The organism is Streptomyces sp. HSS9-12 (assembly GCF_054963655.1).
In genome coordinates, this window is the sequence record NZ_JBUEGC010000006.1 from 1 (window position 1) to 17598 (window position 17598).

Sequence of the window (17598 nt, forward strand, 5' to 3'; positions counted from 1 at the left end):
TGTCAAGTCGGCCGGTCAGAGCGTGGCGAAGCCGTCTGCTGTGCGTACGGCGTCGAAGGCGCCCCAGGCGAGTGCCAAGCCCGCCCGTCCCAGCTTCCCCAAGGCCAGGATTCCCCAGGTCAAGATCGTGCCGAAACGCGCGCCTGCCCCGGTGCAGGCCCGCGTCTCCACCGCCGGCCAGACCGCCGAGATCATGCGCCTGGTCAACAAGGAGCGCGCCGCGGCCGGCTGCAAGCCGGTCGCCCCGGACTCCCGGCTCACAGACGCGGCCCAGACGTACAGCGATGCCTTGGCCAAGCGTCAGGTGCTCTCCCACACCGGACCTGACGGCTCGTCGCTCGTCGACCGGGTGGAACGGGAGGGCTATACCTGGTCCGGGCTCGGGGAGAACATCGCGCAGGGGCAGCCGGACGCCAAGTCGGTGATGAGGGCCTGGATGAGGAGCCCCGGCCACCGGAAGAACATCCTCAACTGCGCCTATCGGGAGCTGGGCATCGGCGTCCGCCAGGGCGTCCGCGGCCCTTGGTGGACCCAGGAGTTCGGCACCCCTCGGCGACACAAGGCGGAGAGCGGCACGCGCGCTCGTCGCGTCGTTCCGTAGCCGCGCCCTTCGGGGGCAGGGCTACTTCCGAAGCACGCCCGCGCTTCGGCGGCGGCGCGTCGCACGGCCCATGGCCCTCTTCGTGTCAGCTGCCGCCAGGCCCAGCGTCACCTCCACGCGCGCCCCGCCCATCGGGGCGCGCGTGATCCGTACCTGGCCGCGCGTGGCCCGCGTGGCGCGATGGGCTATGTCCAGGCCCAGGCCCGTGGACCCGCCCACGCTCACGCCCCGGGCCAGCGCCCGGCCCGGATCGGCGATCCCGGTGCCCGCGTCATCGACGGTCAGCACCACGGCCAGCGACGTACGCTCGACCCGGACGGCGAACCCCGTGCCCTGTGCGGTGTGCTGGAAGACATTGCCGATCAGCGCGTCGACGACCGCCGCGAGGTCGTCGTGCGGCAGCCGGACCGTGGTCGGCTCGGCCGTGGCCGACAGCCGGCACTCCCGCCCCTGCTGTGCGGCCAGCACCGACCAGAACTCCAGCCGCGCGCGCACCACGTCCGAGACCTCGCACCGGTCCTGCGGCACCGTAGCCCCGCCGCCCGTCCCGGTACCTGACCCACCGTCAGCCGCCCCCGGGCCGCCCAGTGCCCCGACGGCGAGCGGGGTGCGCGCGGCCGAGATGATCGAGTCGAGCTCGGTCTCCAGATGGGTGATGGCCCTCGTGAGGCGGTCGGCACCCGGCGCCGAGCCCATCCGCTCCGCCTCCAGATGCAGGGCTGTCAGTGGCGTCCGCAGACGGTGCGACAGATCCGCGACCAGCTCCCGCTCCATCGCCAGCAGCTGGACGAACCGGTCCGCCATCGAGTTGAACGCCGTACCCGCCTCCTGCAGCTCCGGCGGCCCGTCCGGCTCCACCCGCACCGCCAGATCACCCGAACCGAGCGCGTGCGAGGCCCGCGACAGGCGCCGTGAGCCGCGTACGACCCGCGCGCCCAGTCGGTCGGCGACCGCCACCGACCCGGCCACCAGCACCACGGCCAGCAGCGACATCACCACCCACGAGAGCACCACGCCCCGCTCCAGGTCGGCCCGGGGCACGAACGCCTCCACGATGGCGACCCGGTTCTCCGCGAGGATCACGGGCTGCAGATACACCCAGCCGCTGGGGGTGCCGAGGGACAGTGTCCCCCGCTTCCGCTCCACCCGTTCCAGCGCGCTCGCGGGCGCATGTTCGGCACCGATGACGTCCCCGTCCGGAAGGTGCACGGTCAGCCGGTCGCCTGAGTCCAGGCCGGACACGGCCTGCTGGACGTCGGAGGGACGGGTGGTCAGGGCCAGTACGGGCGCCAGCGCCCCGGCGCGCTGCTCCGCCTCCGTGGTGGCACGGCTGCGCGCCTCGGACTGGACGAGCAGGGCGAGCGGGATCAGGAAGGAGAGCGCCACCATGGAGGTGACCGCCAGTGCGACCCCGGCGAGGGCGCGTCTCATCGCGGCGCCACCAGCTTTATGCCGATACCGCGCACCGTATGCAGATACCGCGGCTGGGCGGCCCGTTCGCCCAGTTTGCGGCGGAGCGCGGACAGATGCACGTCGATGGTCTGGTCCTCCACGTACGGCTGGCGCCACACATCCGCGAGGATCCGCCGCCGGGAGACGACCTGGTCGGCGTGCAAGGCCAGATACGCCAGCAGATCAAACTCGCGCCGGGTCAACCGCAGTTCACGCCCGGCCAGATGCGCGGTCCGCGCCAGCGGATCGACGATCAGCTCGCCGACGCGTACGGCGCGTTGCTCGGGCGGGATGTCCCCGGGGCCGAAGCCGGTTCCGGAACGCGACCCGTCGATGGCGCGGGCCGTATAGGGAGCCGCGCCCGGCGGAGCGGAGCGCCGCAGAACCGCACCCAGCCGGGCCGCCAGCTGTCCACCCGAGAACGGCTTCACGATGTAGTCGTCGGCGCCCGCGTTCAACAGCTTGATCACTTCCGCGTCGTCGTCCCGCGCCGTGGCGACCAGCACCGGGACTCGCGATATGCCCCTGAGCATCCGCAGCACGTCCGTGCCGTCGAGGTCGGGCAGGCCGAGGTCCAGCACCACGGCATCCGGTGGCCGCTGTGTCACCTCGCGCAGCGCCTCGAAGCCTTGGGACGCGCTGCGTACCACATGCCCGTGTGCGGAGAGCACTTCGATCAGGGCGGTGCGTATCACAGGGTCGTCTTCGACGAGAAGAACGGATGCCATGGGCCAGCACGGTAGCCGCTCCGCCACTATGGTGTCGTGTCCCGGTACCTGCGCTACCTGCTCATATGGCTGTCCTGCACCGCCGCCGGCGTGACGAGCGTGCTCCTGACCATCCACGTCATCGTGGGTTCGACGAAGCCGACCCCACCCGTCGCCCGGTCGGCCCCGACCATCTTTTCCTCGCCCTCCGAACAGGGGCGCAGCAAGGCCGGAAAGACCTCCAAGCCGAGTCCCTCCGCCACTACGACCCCGGCCCGGCCCGCTCCGAAACCCAAGCCCACCCCTACGTCGGCGCGCCCGAGCACGTCGAAGCCCCCCGCGGGCACCGCGCCGGCACCGGGCTCACAGGCCGGGACCGCAGACTTCAGCGACTGCGGGGGCGGTTCGGGGGTGCACACCATCGACTCGGCCGGAGGGCAGGCCTCCGTACGCTTCGGCGACCGGGGGGTGTGCCTGGTATCGGCCGTGCCGACGCGGGGCTTCACGGTCCGTACCTCGCAGACCGAGCCCACCGAGCTGAGTGTCACGTTCACCGGGGACCGGCAGGAGTCCGTGATCAGGGCCACCAGCGAGCCGGCCCAGGCAACCGTGCGTGAGACCTCCTGGTAGGAGGTGAGGCACTGCCCGCGCCGGCCGTGGACTGCCCGCGCGGGCCCGGGATTACGGGACCACCGTGACCGGCCAGCGGCCCGCCTTGACCAGCCGGACCGCCACCGAGCCGATGATGCGGTGGCCCGCCTGCTCGGAGGCGCCGACGACCACCGCGTCCGCCTTCAGCTCGTCAGCCGCCTGCACCAGCCCGGTGTACGGGTCGCCTCTGAAGGTGTGGAACTCCCAGCGCACCTCGAAGATCCCGCGCAGCCGCTCCGCCGCCTCCCGGATCTCGGCCATCAGCTCCTCGGCGACTTCGGTCGTCGTCTCCACAACGGGGGCGCCCAGCGCGGCAGTCGCGGCCAGCACCGGCTGGACGTAGACGATCGCCAGCAACGCGTTCTGCCGCCGGGCCAGTCCGGCGGCGTACGCGGCCGCGCGCCACGACGGTTCGGAGCCGTCGACTCCGGCGACGATCACCTTGGGGCCGTCCGTTCCGCGCTCGAACGGCGCGGGCGCCGTGTCTTCCACATGAGTGAGGCTAGTCGCCCCGGACGCGGTAGCGGCGGGGCCCCACCCCGCCGCTACCGGTCCGCCGCAAGTGGATCAGCCGGCGCCGGCAGCTCCGGGAAACAGGGCCAGGAACGGACCCGTCGCGTCCTCGATGCCCCGCCCAAGCGGAGCGTCCCAGTACCAGATCAGGAAGAGCAGGAACGCGATGAGTGCGCTGAACAGCCCCGCCAGCACCAGCTCCCGCCGCGAGCTGCGGATCTGCAGCATGAAGATCAGCCCGACGCTCACCAGCGCCCCGGTGACGAGGCCGACCCACACCACCCCGGGCATCGTCGGCTCCGCGCTGTCCGCCCGGGCCTGACGGGCCCCGTCGGCCAGGGCCACCTGATCGACCAGCGGCTGGTACGTCTGGTTCTCGAGCTCGGTCCGCGGCGCCCGTGCGGAGATGTCCTGCCGTACCCGCTCCAGCAGCGTGTCCCCGCGGACGGTCAGGGCTCCGTGCTCGGCCATATGCGGCCACTCCGTGGTGACCACATGCCGGACGTACGCGTCCACGTCCCGGCGGATCCGGTCGCGCTCCGGCGCCGGATAGACCCCGACCCGTTCGTGCACCTCGTGCAGCGACTGCGCCTCCACCCGCACGCTGTCCTGCGCGGCGCCGCGCGCCTCCCAGACCCCCGCGATGGCCAGCCCGAGCACGATCGCGTACACCACGCCGATCATCATGGTCATGTACTCGAGGACATCGGGGGTCTGGGAGGGATCGTCGTCGACGCCGACACGGCGTTGGCTCAGCAGCACGATCGCAAGGACGACGCAGCACGCGGCAGCCATCGCGATGGTCAGCACCAGCCATCCGGGCATGGAAACCTCCGAGGGATGTTCTTCAGCGGCGCGAGCGCGGGCGCATGGCCGCCGCGGCCAGCACGGCAGGGGCAGTGATCAGCAGAACGCGGACTACCGGTGAGGGGCCGTTCGCCGCCTCCTCATGGGCCGGCCTGCGGTACGCGCGGGGAACCAGCGCGGACGGGGACGGCATGGCCGTACGAGTGGGCGGACGGGAGGACGGCGGAGGCGAGGACGGTGGGGGAGAAGACGGTGGGGGAGAAGACGGCGGCGGGGGAGCAGGGGGTGGCGGCGGAGGCGGGGCCGTGGTGGGCACCGGCCGCGGCAGGACAGGACGCGGCGAGACAGGAGAGGGCGGGGGCTTTGGAGGAGGCGGCGGAGGCGGGGACGGCTCCTTGCGGCACTTCAGCCTCGCCACCGCGGCGCCGGAGCCGGAGCCCGCGGACGCCGTCAGATCCCCCGGAAAGCCCGGGGGGCAGTCGATCTCCAGCTCGGCGGCCGCACCGCCGCTGCCGGCCGATGCCGTCGCCCGCAGGGATGGCACCGGCTCATCCGTCGCCACAGCGGGCCCTCCGGCCAGCCCCACGACCGCCGCCCCCACGGCCACGCCGAGCGCGGCACCCCCGGCCACGATTCCCACCCGCTGCCATGCGTTCACGCCGGTGATCGTGCGCCGCCGGAGGGGACTTCACCCCGAATGCGCCGGGGATTCCCCCCGACGGATGGATCCGGTGCGTGTCGGGTTTGCCGCCGGTTCGGTCAGGTCCAGCGGTAGCGTTCCTTGAGCCGGTTCACCACCAGATTGAACCGGCCGCGGTCGAGCGCGCACGCCTCGCGCCGCATGCCTCCCTCGTGCACCCGCAGCACCCGGTCGAGATCCACCCACGACGGACGGCCGGCCCGGTCCCACGGACCGGCCCCGATGGCCGCCCACTCCCGGTCGTTGTCATGCCGCTTGCTCGACAGCGCCACGGCCAGCAGGGTGCCGTGCTCCTCCCGGGCCACCACCAGCACCGGGCGGTCCTTGCCCCGGCCGTCGTTCTCCTCGAACGGCACCCATGTCCAGACGATTTCCCCCGGATCCGGGTCGCCGTCATGGGCGGGCGCGTAGGCGGTCCGTACCCGCCCGATTCTGCGCGGATCGACCTGCGTGGTCGCGGCCGGCCCACTGCGGCCGGGGACATGGGGTTCGTCGATCACATGGTTCATGCGAACACGCTAGCGGTCGTGCTGCGCAACCCTTTTCGCGCCCGGCGCACTTGCCGGTGGTGTGTGACCGGAACGGATCCCGAATTTCCGTTTGAGGTACCGCTGTTGACCGGCGATCAGTAGCCTCGGCTGCGTACACCGGCAGGCACATAGCGCCGGTTCCGTATGGCTGAAGAGCTGGAGACCACTGATGGAGCGTCCCTCCTGGGCCCCCCAGGGCATCGACCTGTCTGTGCCGAGCGTGTCCCGGATCTACGACTACTACCTGGGTGGCTCGCACAACTTCGAGGTCGACCGGGAAGCCGCGCGCAAGGCGCTGGAGATCATGCCTGGCCTACCCAAGATCATGCAAGCCAACCGGGCGTTCATGCGCCGGGCCGTACGGTACGCGGTGGACCATGGCATTATCCAGTTCCTCGACATAGGGTCGGGCATACCCACCTTCGGCAACGTCCACGAAGTGGCGCAAGCCGCCAGCCCTGAGGCGCGCGTCGGCTACGTCGACAACGACCCGGTCGCCGTGGCACACAGCCAGGCCGTGCTGGAAGGAAACGACAACGCCGGCATCATCGCGGCCGACCTGCGCAAGCCTCATGACATCGTCGGCAGCCCCGAGCTGAACCGGCTCCTCGACCTCGACAAGCCCGTCGCCCTGCTGCTCGTCGCCGTCCTGCACTTCATGGTCGAGCAGGACAACCCCTGGCAGGCCGTGGCCGAACTGCGGGACGCCCTCGCCCCCGGCAGCCTCCTCGTCCTCACCCACGCCTCCACCGAGGGCGGCCCCGTCTCCAGCGAGGCGGGCGACAAGGTCGAAGCGGTCTACCGCAGGGCCAGTTCACCGCTGATCATGCGTACCCGCGCCCAGGTGGAGCGGTTCTTCGACGGGTTCGAGATGGTCGAGCCCGGGCTGGTCGCCATGCCCAACTGGCGCCCAGACAGCCCGGTGGGCCAGGAGGACCCCATCGTGTTCACAGGCTTCGCAGGGGTGGGCCGAAAGCCGTGACCGCCAGACCGGAAGGCACCGGGAGCACCCAGCGCGGGGCCCCTCCGAACGCCGCGGAGGACAGCTCCGAGGGCCGGCTGCGGCGCTTCGCGACCATCTGGAGCCGCGCCATCTACCCGGCCACCGCCACCTCGATGACCCGCGTGGAGTTCGAGGAGTACCTGGTTCCGCTGGCGCGGCAGCTCTCCGGGGCGCTCCAGGCACGGCACTTCGACCCGGCACCGGCGGCCGGCGTCGGATCCGCGCTCGTCGCCGCCCACTGCACCGCCCCCAGCACCCTGCCTCATACGCTCGGCGTCGTTGACGCGTATCTCGTGCTGTACTGCCCGCCCGAGGAACCTATGCCGGCCGACGAGTGCCGCGCACGCTGCGCCCGGCTGCAGCACTCCCTCGCCGCCGGATTCGCCGAAGCCCTCCGGGACCGTACGCTCGCCGAGCAGGAGGCACTCTCGCGTGCGGCACTCACCGCGCAGGCCGAGGCGGAGAAGGCGCTGCACGAGAGCGAGGCCCGGTTCCGGGCCGTGTTCGAGGGCGTGGCGATCGGCATCGGGATCGCGGACCTCGAGGGCAACGTCCTGGAGGTCAACTCCGCGCTCAACTTGATGTTCGGGGGCATGGACCAGTACGCGAGCAGCCGGAAGGTCACCGACTGGGGCCATCCCCAGGACGCCCCCGGCCTGTGGCGGATCCACAGCGAGCTGGTGCGCGGGGAGCGTGACCACTTCCGCGTCGAGAAGCCGTACTACCGGGGCGACGGCACCGTGTTGTGGACCAACCTCACGTGCTCCCTGCTGCGTGACGCCGCCGGCGAGCCCCGGTACCAGCTGGCGCTGATGGAGGACATCACCGAACGGCGGCTGCTGCACGAGCGGTTGCGGTACGAGGCGACGCACGACGCGCTCACCGGACTGCCGAACCGCACCCTGTTCTTCGAACGCCTGGAAGCCGCGCTTACGGCCCGCGACGGCGCCACCCGCTTCGGCCTGTGCTACCTCGACCTCGACGGCTTCAAGGCCGTCAACGACAGCCTCGGCCACGCCGTCGGCGACCGAATGCTGGTCGCGGTCGCCGACCGGCTGCAGTCGTGCCCGAACTCTCCGGACCAGCTGATCGCCCGGATCGGCGGTGACGAGTTCGTGGCGCTCATCGTGGACCCCGCCGACCAGGATGAGGTGACCGCCTTCGCCTGCCGGATCCTCGACGCCCTCGCCACCCCCGTCCGGCTCGAAGGCCGTGACCTCATGGTCCGCGGGAGCATCGGCATCGTCGACGGGCCGACGGGGGAACTCGGCCCCGCCGAGGTGCTGCGCAGCGCCGACATCACCATGTACCGGGCGAAAGCGGCGGGGGGTAACCGCTACGAACACGCCGATCCGGAAGCCGATCTGCGCGCGATCACCCGGCACGGTCTGACCAACAGCCTGCCCACCGCGCTGGAGCGCGGCGAGTTCTTCATCGAGTACCAGCCGCTGGTACGGCTCAGCGACGGCGTGGTGCACGGCGCCGAGGCCCTGGTGCGCTGGTCCCACCCGCTGTGCGGAACCCTCGGCCCCGACCAGTTCATCCCGCTGGCCGAGAACACCGGGCTGATCGTGCCACTCGGCCGCTGGGTGCTGGAGGAGGCCGTCCGCCAGGCCCGCAACTGGCAGGACCGGGCGGGAGAGGGGCCGCTACGGGTCAATGTCAACCTGTCCCCGTGCCAGCTCCACCACCCGGGCCTGGTGACCGACACCGTCGAGGTCCTCAAGGAGGCGGGACTGGACCCGACCGCCCTGTGCCTGGAGGTCACCGAGAGCGCGCTCATCGGCGCCGACGAGACATTGCTCCGGCCGCTGCGCGAACTCGCCGACCTCGGCGTCGACATAGCGCTCGACGACTTCGGCACCGGCTACTCCAACCTCTCCAACCTGCGCCGCATGCCGCTCAGCACGCTCAAACTGGACCGGAGCTTCACCCGTGGGATGCAGCAGGACCCGGCCGACCCCGTCGACATCAAGATCGTGGAGGGGATCGTCTCCCTCGCCCACACCCTCAACCTCGCGGTGACCGTGGAGGGAGTGGAGACCGGTACCCAGGCCCATTATCTGCGCCTCCTCGGCTGTGACACCGCACAGGGCTGGTACTACGCCCGCCCCGGTCCGCCCGAGCTGCTGCACACCCTGACCCTGGCGGACGCCTTCTGACCCCGGCCGGCCGGGTGCCTTGCCCGGCCGGCGGCCGTCAGCTCGCCAGCGGATCGAGGTGCAGCGGCCGCACCTTGCCCTCGAGCATCGCGCCCAGGCCCCGTACGGCGCAGGTGTCGGGCCGCTCCGCGGTGTGGGCCGGCATGCCCGTGCCCCGGCTGAGCATCGTGTCGAGCCCGGGCAGCAGTGCACTGCCGCCGGCGAGCATGATGCCGCGGTCGGAGAGGTCGGCGACCAGGTCGGGCGGGCACCGCCGCAGCACCGTACGGATTCCGTCGAGCACCCCGGTCAGGGGTGCGCCGATGGCCCGCCGCACGCTCGCGGTGTCGACGAGCACCGAGCGGGCGAGCCCGGTGGCCACATCCCTGCCGTGCACCTCGGCCCGCTCCGACGCCTCGTCCACCGAGTTCAGCACCACATGCAGCGGACGCACCGCCTGACTGGGCAGCAGCAGCTCATGGTGGTTGCGCAGATGCTCCACCACGGCGTGGTCGATGGAGTTGCCGCCGACCGGGATGGTCTCCGCGGCGACGATCGCGCCCAGGGAGAGAACCGCGACCTGCGTGGTGGTCGCCCCGCACACCACGATCATCGTCGCCTCGGGCTGCTCGACGGGCAGACCTGCCCCGACGGCCGCGCAGACGAGCGTGTCGGCCAGCTCCACGCGCCGGGCGCCGAGCGCCATCAGCGTCTCGATGGCCGCGCGCTGGGTCAGCGGCTCGCTGTCGTGGGGGGTGCAGGCGGCGATCCGCGAGGTGGGTCTGCGGCGCCACGCCTTGCGCAACTTGTCCCCGATGAGATGGCGGAGCATCCGCTGTGCCATGTCGATGTCGACGACCGTGCCACCTGAGATCGGGCGCACCACCCGGATGTGCTCGGGCGTACGGCCCGTCATCTTCTCCGCCAGGCCACCCACCGCGAGGAGAGCGCCGGTACGCGTGTTGACGGCGGCCACGCTGGGCTCGTCGACCACCAGGCCGGTGTCCTTGACGTACACGCGGGTTCTGGAGGCACCGAGGTCGACGGCAACTGAGCAACGGCGCAACTGCTCGAGGCTTACGGGCACGGGGGAACTCCCTTGTGCGGGAAGGTCGGTGTCGGTGAGAGCGGATGGCACACCGCCCCGTACCAAGCCTGCGGCATATGATCGTTTCTGCGCTCGTTGAGTTGCTCCACTCGGGTGTACGGGACCACCCGGTCACCCGGCGGTCAGGATGACTCCACGTCCTCGATCCGGAAACCGACCTTCAGACCCACCTGGTAGTGCGCGATCTCGCCGTTCTCGATATGCCCCCGTATCTGGACGACTTCGAACCAGTCCAGATTGCGCAGGGTCTGAGAAGCGCGGTTGATCGCGTTCCGGATCGCGGCGTCCACACCCTCGTGCGACGACCCGACGATCTCGGTCACCCGATAGGTGTGATCGGTCATAACGGTCTCCCTGGATGGCGGGGGTCGGAAAGCAGATATCTCCTCCACCATCGCCCACCGGGCGGCGGCGTGCGAGGTGAGACGGGAACCGTCGCTGCCCAGCATTCAGCCGCCGCACACTCCGGCTCTCCGAAATGGCCACGTCGTGTCCAGCCGGCTCGGTCATCAAGGAGGCATGACCCTCACACCACCGCTCGCACCCGCACCCGCCCCGGCCCCGGCCGCCGCCCCTCCCCGCTACACGGTCTCCCTGGCCCGCGATGAACAGGACGTACGCGCCGCGCAGCGCCTGCGCCACGAGGTCTTCGCCGGCGAGATGGGGGCGCTGCTGAACACCAGCGAGCCCGGGCTGGACGTCGACTCGTTCGACGCCTACTGCGACCACCTGCTGGTCCGGGAGGAGACCACGGGCACGGTCGTCGGAACCTACCGGCTCCTGCCGCCCGACCGTGCCGCCGTCGCCGGGCGGCTGTACGCCGAGACCGAGTTCGACCTCGGCAGCCAGGCCGGCATCCGCAGCGACCTGGTCGAGGTCGGCCGGTCCTGCGTCCACCCCGACCACCGCGACGGAGCCGTCATCTCCCTCATGTGGGCCGGCATCGCCCGCTACCTCACCCGGGCCGGGCACAACTGGCTCGCCGGCTGCTGCTCCATCCCGCTGGCCGACGGCGGGGCGCTCGCCGCCGGCGTGTGGGACAAGGTCTCGGCCAAGCACCTCTCGCCCGAGGAGTTCCGCGTCCGGCCGCACCTGCCCTGGGACCCCACCGGTGTCCAGCGGGCCGGGCACACGCCGCTGCCGCCGCTGCTCCGCGGCTACCTGCGGCTCGGTGCCTGGGTGTGCGGGGAGCCCGCCCACGACCCCGACTTCGGCGTGGCCGACCTGTATGTGCTGCTGTCGCTGGAGCGGACCGACCCGCGCTACCTCCGCCACTTCCTCTCGCTCGTCCCCGCGTGATGCCCTACGCGATGAACGCGCCCTCGTATGCGCTGGTGCACGGGGAGCCCCGGGATCTGGGCCCATGGATGCCCACCGCGCCGTGCACTCCCCAGCACTGCGTGGCCGACCCCGTGCCCGCGGTGGGCCGGTTTCGCCGGCTCGCCCGGCGGGTGGCCGTCGTCGGCATCGTGCTCGCCGGGGTCGTCCTCTCGCCGCTCGTCCGCCGCTTTCCACCGGCCCGCCGGGACCGGCTGGTCGCCCTGTGGGCGCGGTGCATGGTCGCGGCCTTCGGGATACGGATACGGATGGGCGGGGCTGCCCCTGCCGCCGCGGGCGCGGGGGCGCTGATCGTCGCCAACCACGTCTCCTGGCTGGACATCCCGCTGGCCGCGGCCGTCCGCCCGGGCCGGATGCTGGCCAAGAGCGACATCGCGTCCTGGCCGGTCCTGGGCCCGCTGGCCGCGCGCGGGGGCACGATCTTCGTCGACCGGGAACGCCTCCGTACGCTTCCGGACACCGTCGCCCGGATGGCGGCCGCGCTGCGCGAGGGCACGGCCGTGGTCGCCTTCCCCGAAGGCAGCACCTGGTGCGGTCGGGCGCACGGACAGTTCCGTAACGCCGCCTTCCAGGCCGCGCTTGACGCGGGCGTGCCCGTCCAGCCGGTCCGGATCCGCTACCGTCTGGAGCCGTCCCGGTCTGAGGCAGACGGAGTCATCGGTGTGCCGACAGCTGTGACGGCGTTCGTCGGGGAGGACACGCTGCTCGCCTCGGTGCGCCGGGTCGTCGCCGCCCGGGGGCTGGTCGCCGAGGTGACCGTCCTGCCGTGCATACCGCCCGGGGCCCACGCCGACCGGCAGTCCCTGGCCCGTGCGGCCGGAGCGGCGGTGTCCGGCCGGTCGTGGGCACCGGGGGATGTCGGCGATGACGGCGAATCGGGTCGCGCCGGGGAGATGGCCGTCCCACGCCGCATTACCCTGCCGTTCAGGCGGGTTTCAGCGGATCGTGTCCGAGCATCATGAGCTGGTGCCGCCAGTGATCTTCGCCGACCTTGGTGGCCAGCTCGCTGCGGCGCTGTTCGGTGACGACATCAACGATCTTGCGCATCTCCCGGATGTCGTCGTCGGTCAGGTCCATGCGGCGCTTCTGGAGTATCGCCAGCACATGGCGGCCGTCGTCTGATCCGGCGAACTCCGGGAGCTGCTCGGCCTGCTCGGCTGCCGATTCCATGCGCAGCCAGGCGCTCAGCTCCGCGGAGGTCATGTTCACCACGCGGTGGAACTCGTCCCAGAGCGCGTCGAGCTCAAGCGCGGAGATGTCAGCCACGGTGTGCCTCCCGGGACTGGTGTCGCTTACTGATGCTGACTCCCGCCCGAGTGCCCGGGCGGGGACAGCGGAAACGGCGGGCTCAGGATTCCGCGGGGAAGGCCAGCGACAGTGCAAACCGGTTGGCCCCATTCTGCGCTCGGCTCGCCTCCGGGCTCCCCCAGTTACCGCTGGGGGAGCCTCCAGACCCGGCGTCGAGGCTCTCCCCCGGCCTTCGGCCGGGAGGTGCCCCCACGACCGCTGCGCTCGTTCCTCGCTTGGTCTCTGGGGGCACCCCCAGCGGTAGTCCCCCTGGGCCTGACGGCCCGGGAGGTGCCCCCAGGGGGAATTCTGCACCGGCGCGCCCTTTGGCTCGCTCGCTGCCACTGTCAGTCCACCAGTGGCGCAGCTCCAAGCCCGCGGCCGCGAGCTCGGCGCGCACCCCTTCCTGCCGGAACTTCGCCGAGATCTCGGTGCGCATCTCTTCCCCGGCCATGAACGAGACCGCCAGGTCCAGCGCCGGAATCTTGACGCTCACATCGCCGCGGGCCCGCAGCCGCATCTCGATCCAGGCGTGCTCGGCGTCCCACACGGCGACGTGGTCGAAGTCCGCCGGGTCGAAGTCGGCGCCGAGCTCGCGGTTCATGACGGCCAGTACGTTCTTGTTGAACGCGGCGGTGACGCCCTGTGCGTCGTCGTACGCGGCCACCAGCGTCGCCTCGTCCTTGACCAGGTCGGTGCCGAGGAGCAGCGCGTCGCCCGGGGCGAGCATGGACCGTACGGAGGCCAGGAAGGCGGCGCGTTCGGCGGGAAGGAGATTGCCGATGGTGCCGCCGAGGAAGGCGAGCAGCCGCGGCCCGGGGGTGTCGGGGAGTTCCAGGCCGTGCTGGAAGTCGGCGACGAGGGCGTGTACGGCCAGCCGCGGATGGTCGGCGAGCAGCCCGCGCCCGGCCTGCGTCAGCGCGGACTCGCTGACGTCGACGGGGACATACACCTCCAGCGCGGTGAGCGCGTCGAGGAGGTGCCGGGTCTTCTCGGAGGAGCCCGAGCCGAGCTCGATGAGCGTGCGGGCACCGGTGGCCGCGGCGATCTCACCGGCCCGCTCCAGGAGGATCTCCCGCTCGGCGCGCGTTGGATAGTACTCGGGCAGCCGGGTTATCTCCTCGAAGAGTTCGCTGCCGCGGGCGTCGTAGAACCACTTCGGCGGCAGCTGCTTGGGGTCGGTGCCGAGCCCGTTGAGCACGTCCTCGCGGAGGGCTGCGGCGGCGGCGTCGGCGGGCAGGGTGCGGGTGACGGCGAACGAGCTCACGTGCTGGACTCCTTGAGCGGGGTCAGATGTACGACGGTGCGGGTTGCGGAGAGGAGGGTGCGGTCGGGGACCTCCGTCCAGTGCGGGTCGTCGTCATACGGCTCGGAGGCGACGGTGACGGCTGTGCGGTCGGGCTGCGCGAGATACCAGAGGGTGTCGCCCCAGGCGATGGCGGAGATCGACACCCCGTCGGTGAGCAGCAGGTTCAGCCGTGAACCGGGTGCGGCCTCGGCAACGGCGGCGACCGTGTCGGCCAGCGCCTGGCTGGGGTCGGCGCCGCCGCGCAGCCGGTGCAGGACCAGGGCCCAGAGCAGCGCCGCGTCGCAGCGGGCGGCCAGCCCCAGCAGCTCCACGGCCGGCAGCTCGGCGGCGAGCGGCGCGGCCGACCCCGGCCAGCCGGCGACCGCGCCGTTGTGGCTGAACAGCCATGGGCCGGAGGCGAACGGCGCCGCGGCGGCCTCGCCGTCGGCGCCGGCCTCGGTGGCGTCGCGCACGGCGGCGAGCAGCGCGCCCGTACGCACCACCCGGGCGAGATCGGCGAAGGACAGATCGCCCCAGATCGGTCCGGTACGCCGGTACCGTGCGGGTATGGGATCGGGAGCGGCGTACCATCCGACGCCGAAGCCGTCCGCGTTGACGGTCCCCGAGCGCTGCCGGCGCGGCGCCCACGACTGCCGGTACAGACTGTGCTCAGGCTCGCGCACGACCTCGCCGATGGCGACGTCCGGCCCGAGATACCCGATATGTCGGCACATCAGCCGCGCCTCCCGATCGTGAGGCCGTCGCGACGGCGAGAACTGAGGGAGAACCGGCCGTCCTTCGTGGAAAGTTGCGCCATCATGCCTCCTCCGGTTCGGCGTCGCGTGCCGTACGGAAGCCGGAGAAGATCTGGCGGCGGATCGGCAGATCCCAGTTGCGGAAGGTGCCGCGGCAGGCGACCGGGTCAACGGCGAAGGAGCCGCCGCGCAGCACCTTGTACGCGCCGCCGAAGAAGACTTCCGAGTACTCGCGGTACGGGAAGGCCGCGAAGCCCGGGTACGGCAGGAAGTCGCTCGCCGTCCACTCCCAGACTTCACCGATCAACTGCCGTATGCCCAGCGGCGAAGCGCCCTCCGGGTAGCTTCCGACCGGCGCGGGCTGCAGATGGCGCTGGCCGAGGTTGGCGTACTCGGGTGTGGGATCGGCATCGCCCCACGGGAAGCGCAGGGACCGGCCGGTGGCCGGGTCGTGACGGGCCGCCTTCTCCCACTCCGGTTCCGTGGGCAGCCGGCGTCCGGCCCAGCGGGCGTACGCGTCGGCCTCGTACCAGCTCACATGCAGCACCGGCTCCTGTGCCCGCACCGGTTCGACGACACCGAAGCGCCGGCGCAGCCACTGCCCGCCCTCACGACGCCAGAACAGCGGTGCCGTCACGTTGTGTTCGCGCACCTGGGCCCAGCCCTCCGGGGCCCACCAGCGCGGATCCTCGTACCCGCCGTCCTCGATGAAGCGGGCGTAGGCGCCGTTGCTGACCGGGAGGGTGTCGATGAAGAAGGCGGGGACGTGCCGGCGGTGGGCCGGGCGCTCGTTGTCCAGCGCCCATGGCTCCGTGGAGGTGCCCATGGTGAACGGCCCGCCCGGCACCAGCACCTCGGCCGGCAGCAGGGCGGCGTCCGCGGGCGCCGGCGACGGCTCGGGAGCGGTCAGCGCGGCGGGGCCGCGCCGCAGCTGGTGGGTGATGAGCATGGTCTCGTCATGCTGCTGCTCGTGCTGGGCGATCATGCCGAAGGCGAAACCGGCGTCGACCAGGCGGTCGCCGCCGTGCAGCGGTACGTCTCCCAGCACGTCCAGCACCCGGCTGCGGACGTCGGCGACATAGGCGCGCGCCTCGGTGGGCGGCAGCAGCGGCAGTGAGGGGCGTTCGGCACGCGGGTGTTCAAAGGCGTCGTAGACGCTGTCGATGTCGGGGCGCAGTGCGTCCAGCCCGCCCACGCCGCGCAGCAGCCACAGCTCCTCCTGGTTGCCGATGTGCGCCAGATCCCACACCAGGGGGGACATCAGCGGTGAGTGCTGGGCGGTCAACTCCGGCTCGTCCACGCAGGTGGTGAGGGTGCGGGTGCGTTCCCGCGCGGCTATGAGGGCGTCGGCGGCGCGCCGGCGCAGTGCTTCGGTGTCGGTGTCCCATGGGGTCGGGTCGGTCGCGGTCATGAGCGGCTGTCCTTCCCTTGGCGTGCGGGGAGGCTTCCCGCGGTGGCGTCGAGCAGGTCGTCGGCGGGACATCGGCCCCGGGCTACGTAGCGTTCGATGAAGTCGGCGACGGCGGCTTCGATGGCCGGTGAGGCCCCGATCCGGGGCAGGGCTTCCTGCGCCTCCGCGAAGCAGGTGACGGCGACGGCGTGCAGTTCGGGGTCGGACAGGCCGTAGCGGGCGGCGTGCCGCCACAGCGGGTTGCGAGGCGCGGGCGGGTCGCCGGCGATCTCCGCGAGCGGCTTGACCGCGCGGTAGACGGCTTCGGCGGCCGCCGGATCGTCGAAGAGGGCTGCGGTGACGGCCAGCGGGACCACCCAGCCCTCCTCGCCGGACTGGGCGTCGATCATGCGCAGCTCCAGGTGGCCGCGCGGCCGTACGGGCGGGAACAGGGTCGTCAGGTGGTAGTCCAGGTCGTCCAGTGTGGGCGGTCTGGGCCCGTTGCCGCGCATCCAGCCTCGGAAGGTGAGCCCCTCCGGGACGGCCCACGGCCCGTCGCCGTCCCGTATGCACATCACGGGCGCGCCCAGGACGTACCCCACCCAGGCCGTGCGCGGGTTGGGCCCGTCGGGCGGGGCGAGCGTGCGCCCGGGGTCCAGGGCACTCCACACCGCCTGCCGGGTGGAGCGCCAGCCGGTCGGGCGCCCCTGGCGCAGCGGGGAGTTGGCGAACGCGGCGACCAGCACCGCGCCCAGCAGATGGGCGAGCCGCCACCGCCGTCCGTAACCGAGCGGGCCGGGCTCCTCGTTGCCCGCGTCCAGGCATACCTGGACGGAGGCGGTCGCGCACATCATGGAGCGCCCGGCCGGTCCGTTTCGGTCGAAGTAGGCCTCCATGGCCTGGTAACGGGGTTCGGTGAGTACGCGGCAGGGCGGATGCCAGGGGTTGTGGCCGTGGCCCGCGAGCGCCAAGCCGTGCTCGTCCAGCGTCAGGCGGACGAGATCGAGGTCGGAGGCGGCGCACTGTACGCAGGCCGCGAGCGAGTCGGCCGGGGGAGTGCTGAGCTCCAGCTGGCCGCCGGGTTCGAAGGTGAGTGCCGAGTGCAGCGACAGGCCCCGCAGCGCGCTGACCGCGGCGGCGAGGCGAGGGGGATGGACGATGCTGCCGGGATCCCGGGCATCGCGGACAAGCCATTCCAGTTCGACGCCGATCCGCCGCGGCGGGCCGGTCTTGAAACAGATACCGCGCACCCGGGCTTCCGCCTCGGCTTCGGTGATGGCTCGGCGGCGGTCCGTACAGTGGTTCTCCGGCACGGCCGGAACCTCCC

Annotated in this window: 18 protein-coding genes and 1 pseudogene; 6 read left to right on the forward strand and 13 right to left on the reverse strand. The window is 72.0% G+C overall.

Features of this window, described 5'->3' with window-relative positions:
- Positions 1 to 601, forward strand: a 601-nt coding sequence (locus tag ACY34J_RS04730; RefSeq protein WP_462725204.1) for a CAP domain-containing protein, incomplete at its 5' end; no start/stop codon positions are given.
- 21 nt (positions 602 to 622) lie between these two features.
- On the opposite strand, the gene ACY34J_RS04735 is transcribed toward ACY34J_RS04730, so the two are convergent.
- Together ACY34J_RS04735 and ACY34J_RS04740 are read right to left on the reverse strand one after the other, a co-directional pair.
- Positions 623 to 2032, reverse strand: coding sequence for a sensor histidine kinase (locus tag ACY34J_RS04735; RefSeq protein ID WP_462725205.1), 1410 nt, complete (start codon positions 2030 to 2032; stop codon positions 623 to 625).
- Positions 2029 to 2781: a response regulator transcription factor gene (locus ACY34J_RS04740; RefSeq protein ID WP_462725206.1), complete on the reverse strand. Its 753-nt coding sequence runs from the start codon at positions 2779 to 2781 to the stop codon at positions 2029 to 2031. Before ACY34J_RS04740 ends, ACY34J_RS04735 begins: the two co-directional genes overlap by 4 nt.
- 36 nt (positions 2782 to 2817) lie before the next feature.
- Between ACY34J_RS04740 and ACY34J_RS04745 the strand changes: the two genes are divergently transcribed.
- Positions 2818 to 3390 carry a hypothetical protein gene (locus ACY34J_RS04745; RefSeq protein ID WP_462725207.1) on the forward strand — a complete coding sequence of 191 codons (573 nt, stop codon included), beginning with the start codon at positions 2818 to 2820 and terminating at the stop codon, positions 3388 to 3390.
- Positions 3391 to 3441: 51 nt separating this feature from the next.
- On the opposite strand, the gene ACY34J_RS04750 is transcribed toward ACY34J_RS04745, so the two are convergent.
- From ACY34J_RS04750 to ACY34J_RS04765, 4 genes are all read right to left on the reverse strand, one after another.
- The gene (locus ACY34J_RS04750) at positions 3442 to 3903 is read right to left on the reverse strand and encodes a universal stress protein (RefSeq protein ID WP_462725208.1); all 462 of its coding nucleotides are present in this window, start codon (positions 3901 to 3903) and stop codon (positions 3442 to 3444) included.
- 75 nt (positions 3904 to 3978) lie between these two features.
- Positions 3979 to 4749 carry a bestrophin-like domain gene (locus tag ACY34J_RS04755; RefSeq protein ID WP_462725209.1) on the reverse strand — a complete coding sequence of 257 codons (771 nt, stop codon included), beginning with the start codon at positions 4747 to 4749 and terminating at the stop codon, positions 3979 to 3981.
- A gap of 122 nt (positions 4750 to 4871) precedes the next feature.
- Positions 4872 to 5135, reverse strand: a complete 264-nt coding sequence (locus tag ACY34J_RS04760) for a hypothetical protein (protein ID WP_462725210.1) — start codon at positions 5133 to 5135, stop codon at positions 4872 to 4874.
- Between the two features lie 355 nt (positions 5136 to 5490).
- A complete protein-coding gene (locus ACY34J_RS04765) occupies positions 5491 to 5940 on the reverse strand; it encodes a type II toxin-antitoxin system PemK/MazF family toxin (protein ID WP_462725211.1) in 450 nt (149 codons plus the stop codon).
- Between the two features lie 190 nt (positions 5941 to 6130).
- Here ACY34J_RS04765 and ACY34J_RS04770 point away from each other — a divergent pair, with 190 nt between their 5' ends.
- Both ACY34J_RS04770 and ACY34J_RS04775 read left to right on the forward strand, forming a co-directional pair.
- Positions 6131 to 6943 carry an SAM-dependent methyltransferase gene (locus ACY34J_RS04770; protein WP_462725212.1) on the forward strand — a complete coding sequence of 271 codons (813 nt, stop codon included), beginning with the start codon at positions 6131 to 6133 and terminating at the stop codon, positions 6941 to 6943.
- Positions 6940 to 9126 (forward strand): putative bifunctional diguanylate cyclase/phosphodiesterase, encoded by a 2187-nt coding sequence (locus ACY34J_RS04775; protein ID WP_462725213.1) that lies wholly within the window; start codon positions 6940 to 6942, stop codon positions 9124 to 9126. Before ACY34J_RS04770 ends, ACY34J_RS04775 begins: the two co-directional genes overlap by 4 nt.
- A 37-nt stretch (positions 9127 to 9163) precedes the next feature.
- Here the strand turns inward: ACY34J_RS04775 and mreB are convergent, their stop codons facing one another.
- Together mreB and ACY34J_RS04785 are read right to left on the reverse strand one after the other, a co-directional pair.
- A complete protein-coding gene (gene mreB / locus ACY34J_RS04780; RefSeq protein WP_462725214.1) occupies positions 9164 to 10192 on the reverse strand; it encodes a rod shape-determining protein MreB in 1029 nt (342 codons plus the stop codon).
- Between the two features lie 143 nt (positions 10193 to 10335).
- Positions 10336 to 10557, reverse strand: coding sequence for a dodecin (locus tag ACY34J_RS04785; RefSeq protein ID WP_462725215.1), 222 nt, complete (start codon positions 10555 to 10557; stop codon positions 10336 to 10338).
- 175 nt (positions 10558 to 10732) lie between these two features.
- On the opposite strand from ACY34J_RS04785, the gene ACY34J_RS04790 reads away from it, so the two are divergent.
- On the forward strand, positions 10733 to 11512 hold the full coding sequence (locus tag ACY34J_RS04790) for a GNAT family N-acetyltransferase (protein ID WP_462725216.1): 780 nt from the start codon (positions 10733 to 10735) through the stop codon (positions 11510 to 11512).
- Positions 11513 to 11523: 11 nt separating this feature from the next.
- Entirely contained in the window at positions 11524 to 12513 is a 990-nt protein-coding gene (locus ACY34J_RS04795) for a lysophospholipid acyltransferase family protein (protein WP_462725217.1), read from the forward strand.
- Here the strand turns inward: ACY34J_RS04795 and ACY34J_RS04800 are convergent.
- From ACY34J_RS04800 to egtA, 5 genes and pseudogenes are all read right to left on the reverse strand, one after another.
- A complete protein-coding gene (locus ACY34J_RS04800) occupies positions 12476 to 12817 on the reverse strand; it encodes a DUF3140 domain-containing protein (protein WP_462725218.1) in 342 nt (113 codons plus the stop codon). The two genes, ACY34J_RS04795 and ACY34J_RS04800, sit on opposite strands and share 38 nt — an antisense overlap.
- Positions 12818 to 13181: 364 nt before the next feature.
- Positions 13182 to 14105 (reverse strand): annotated as a pseudogene (gene egtD, locus ACY34J_RS04805) (L-histidine N(alpha)-methyltransferase); the annotation flags it as partial.
- The gene (gene egtC, locus ACY34J_RS04810) at positions 14102 to 14860 is read right to left on the reverse strand and encodes an ergothioneine biosynthesis protein EgtC (protein WP_462725219.1); all 759 of its coding nucleotides are present in this window, start codon (positions 14858 to 14860) and stop codon (positions 14102 to 14104) included. The pseudogene egtD and the gene egtC, both read right to left, overlap by 4 nt.
- 82 nt (positions 14861 to 14942) lie before the next feature.
- Positions 14943 to 16292 (reverse strand): ergothioneine biosynthesis protein EgtB, encoded by a 1350-nt coding sequence (gene egtB / locus ACY34J_RS04815; protein ID WP_462725220.1) that lies wholly within the window; start codon positions 16290 to 16292, stop codon positions 14943 to 14945.
- Positions 16289 to 17584 (reverse strand): ergothioneine biosynthesis glutamate--cysteine ligase EgtA, encoded by a 1296-nt coding sequence (gene egtA, locus ACY34J_RS04820; RefSeq protein WP_462725221.1) that lies wholly within the window; start codon positions 17582 to 17584, stop codon positions 16289 to 16291. Before egtA ends, egtB begins: the two co-directional genes overlap by 4 nt.
- Positions 17585 to 17598: the final 14 nt, after the last annotated feature.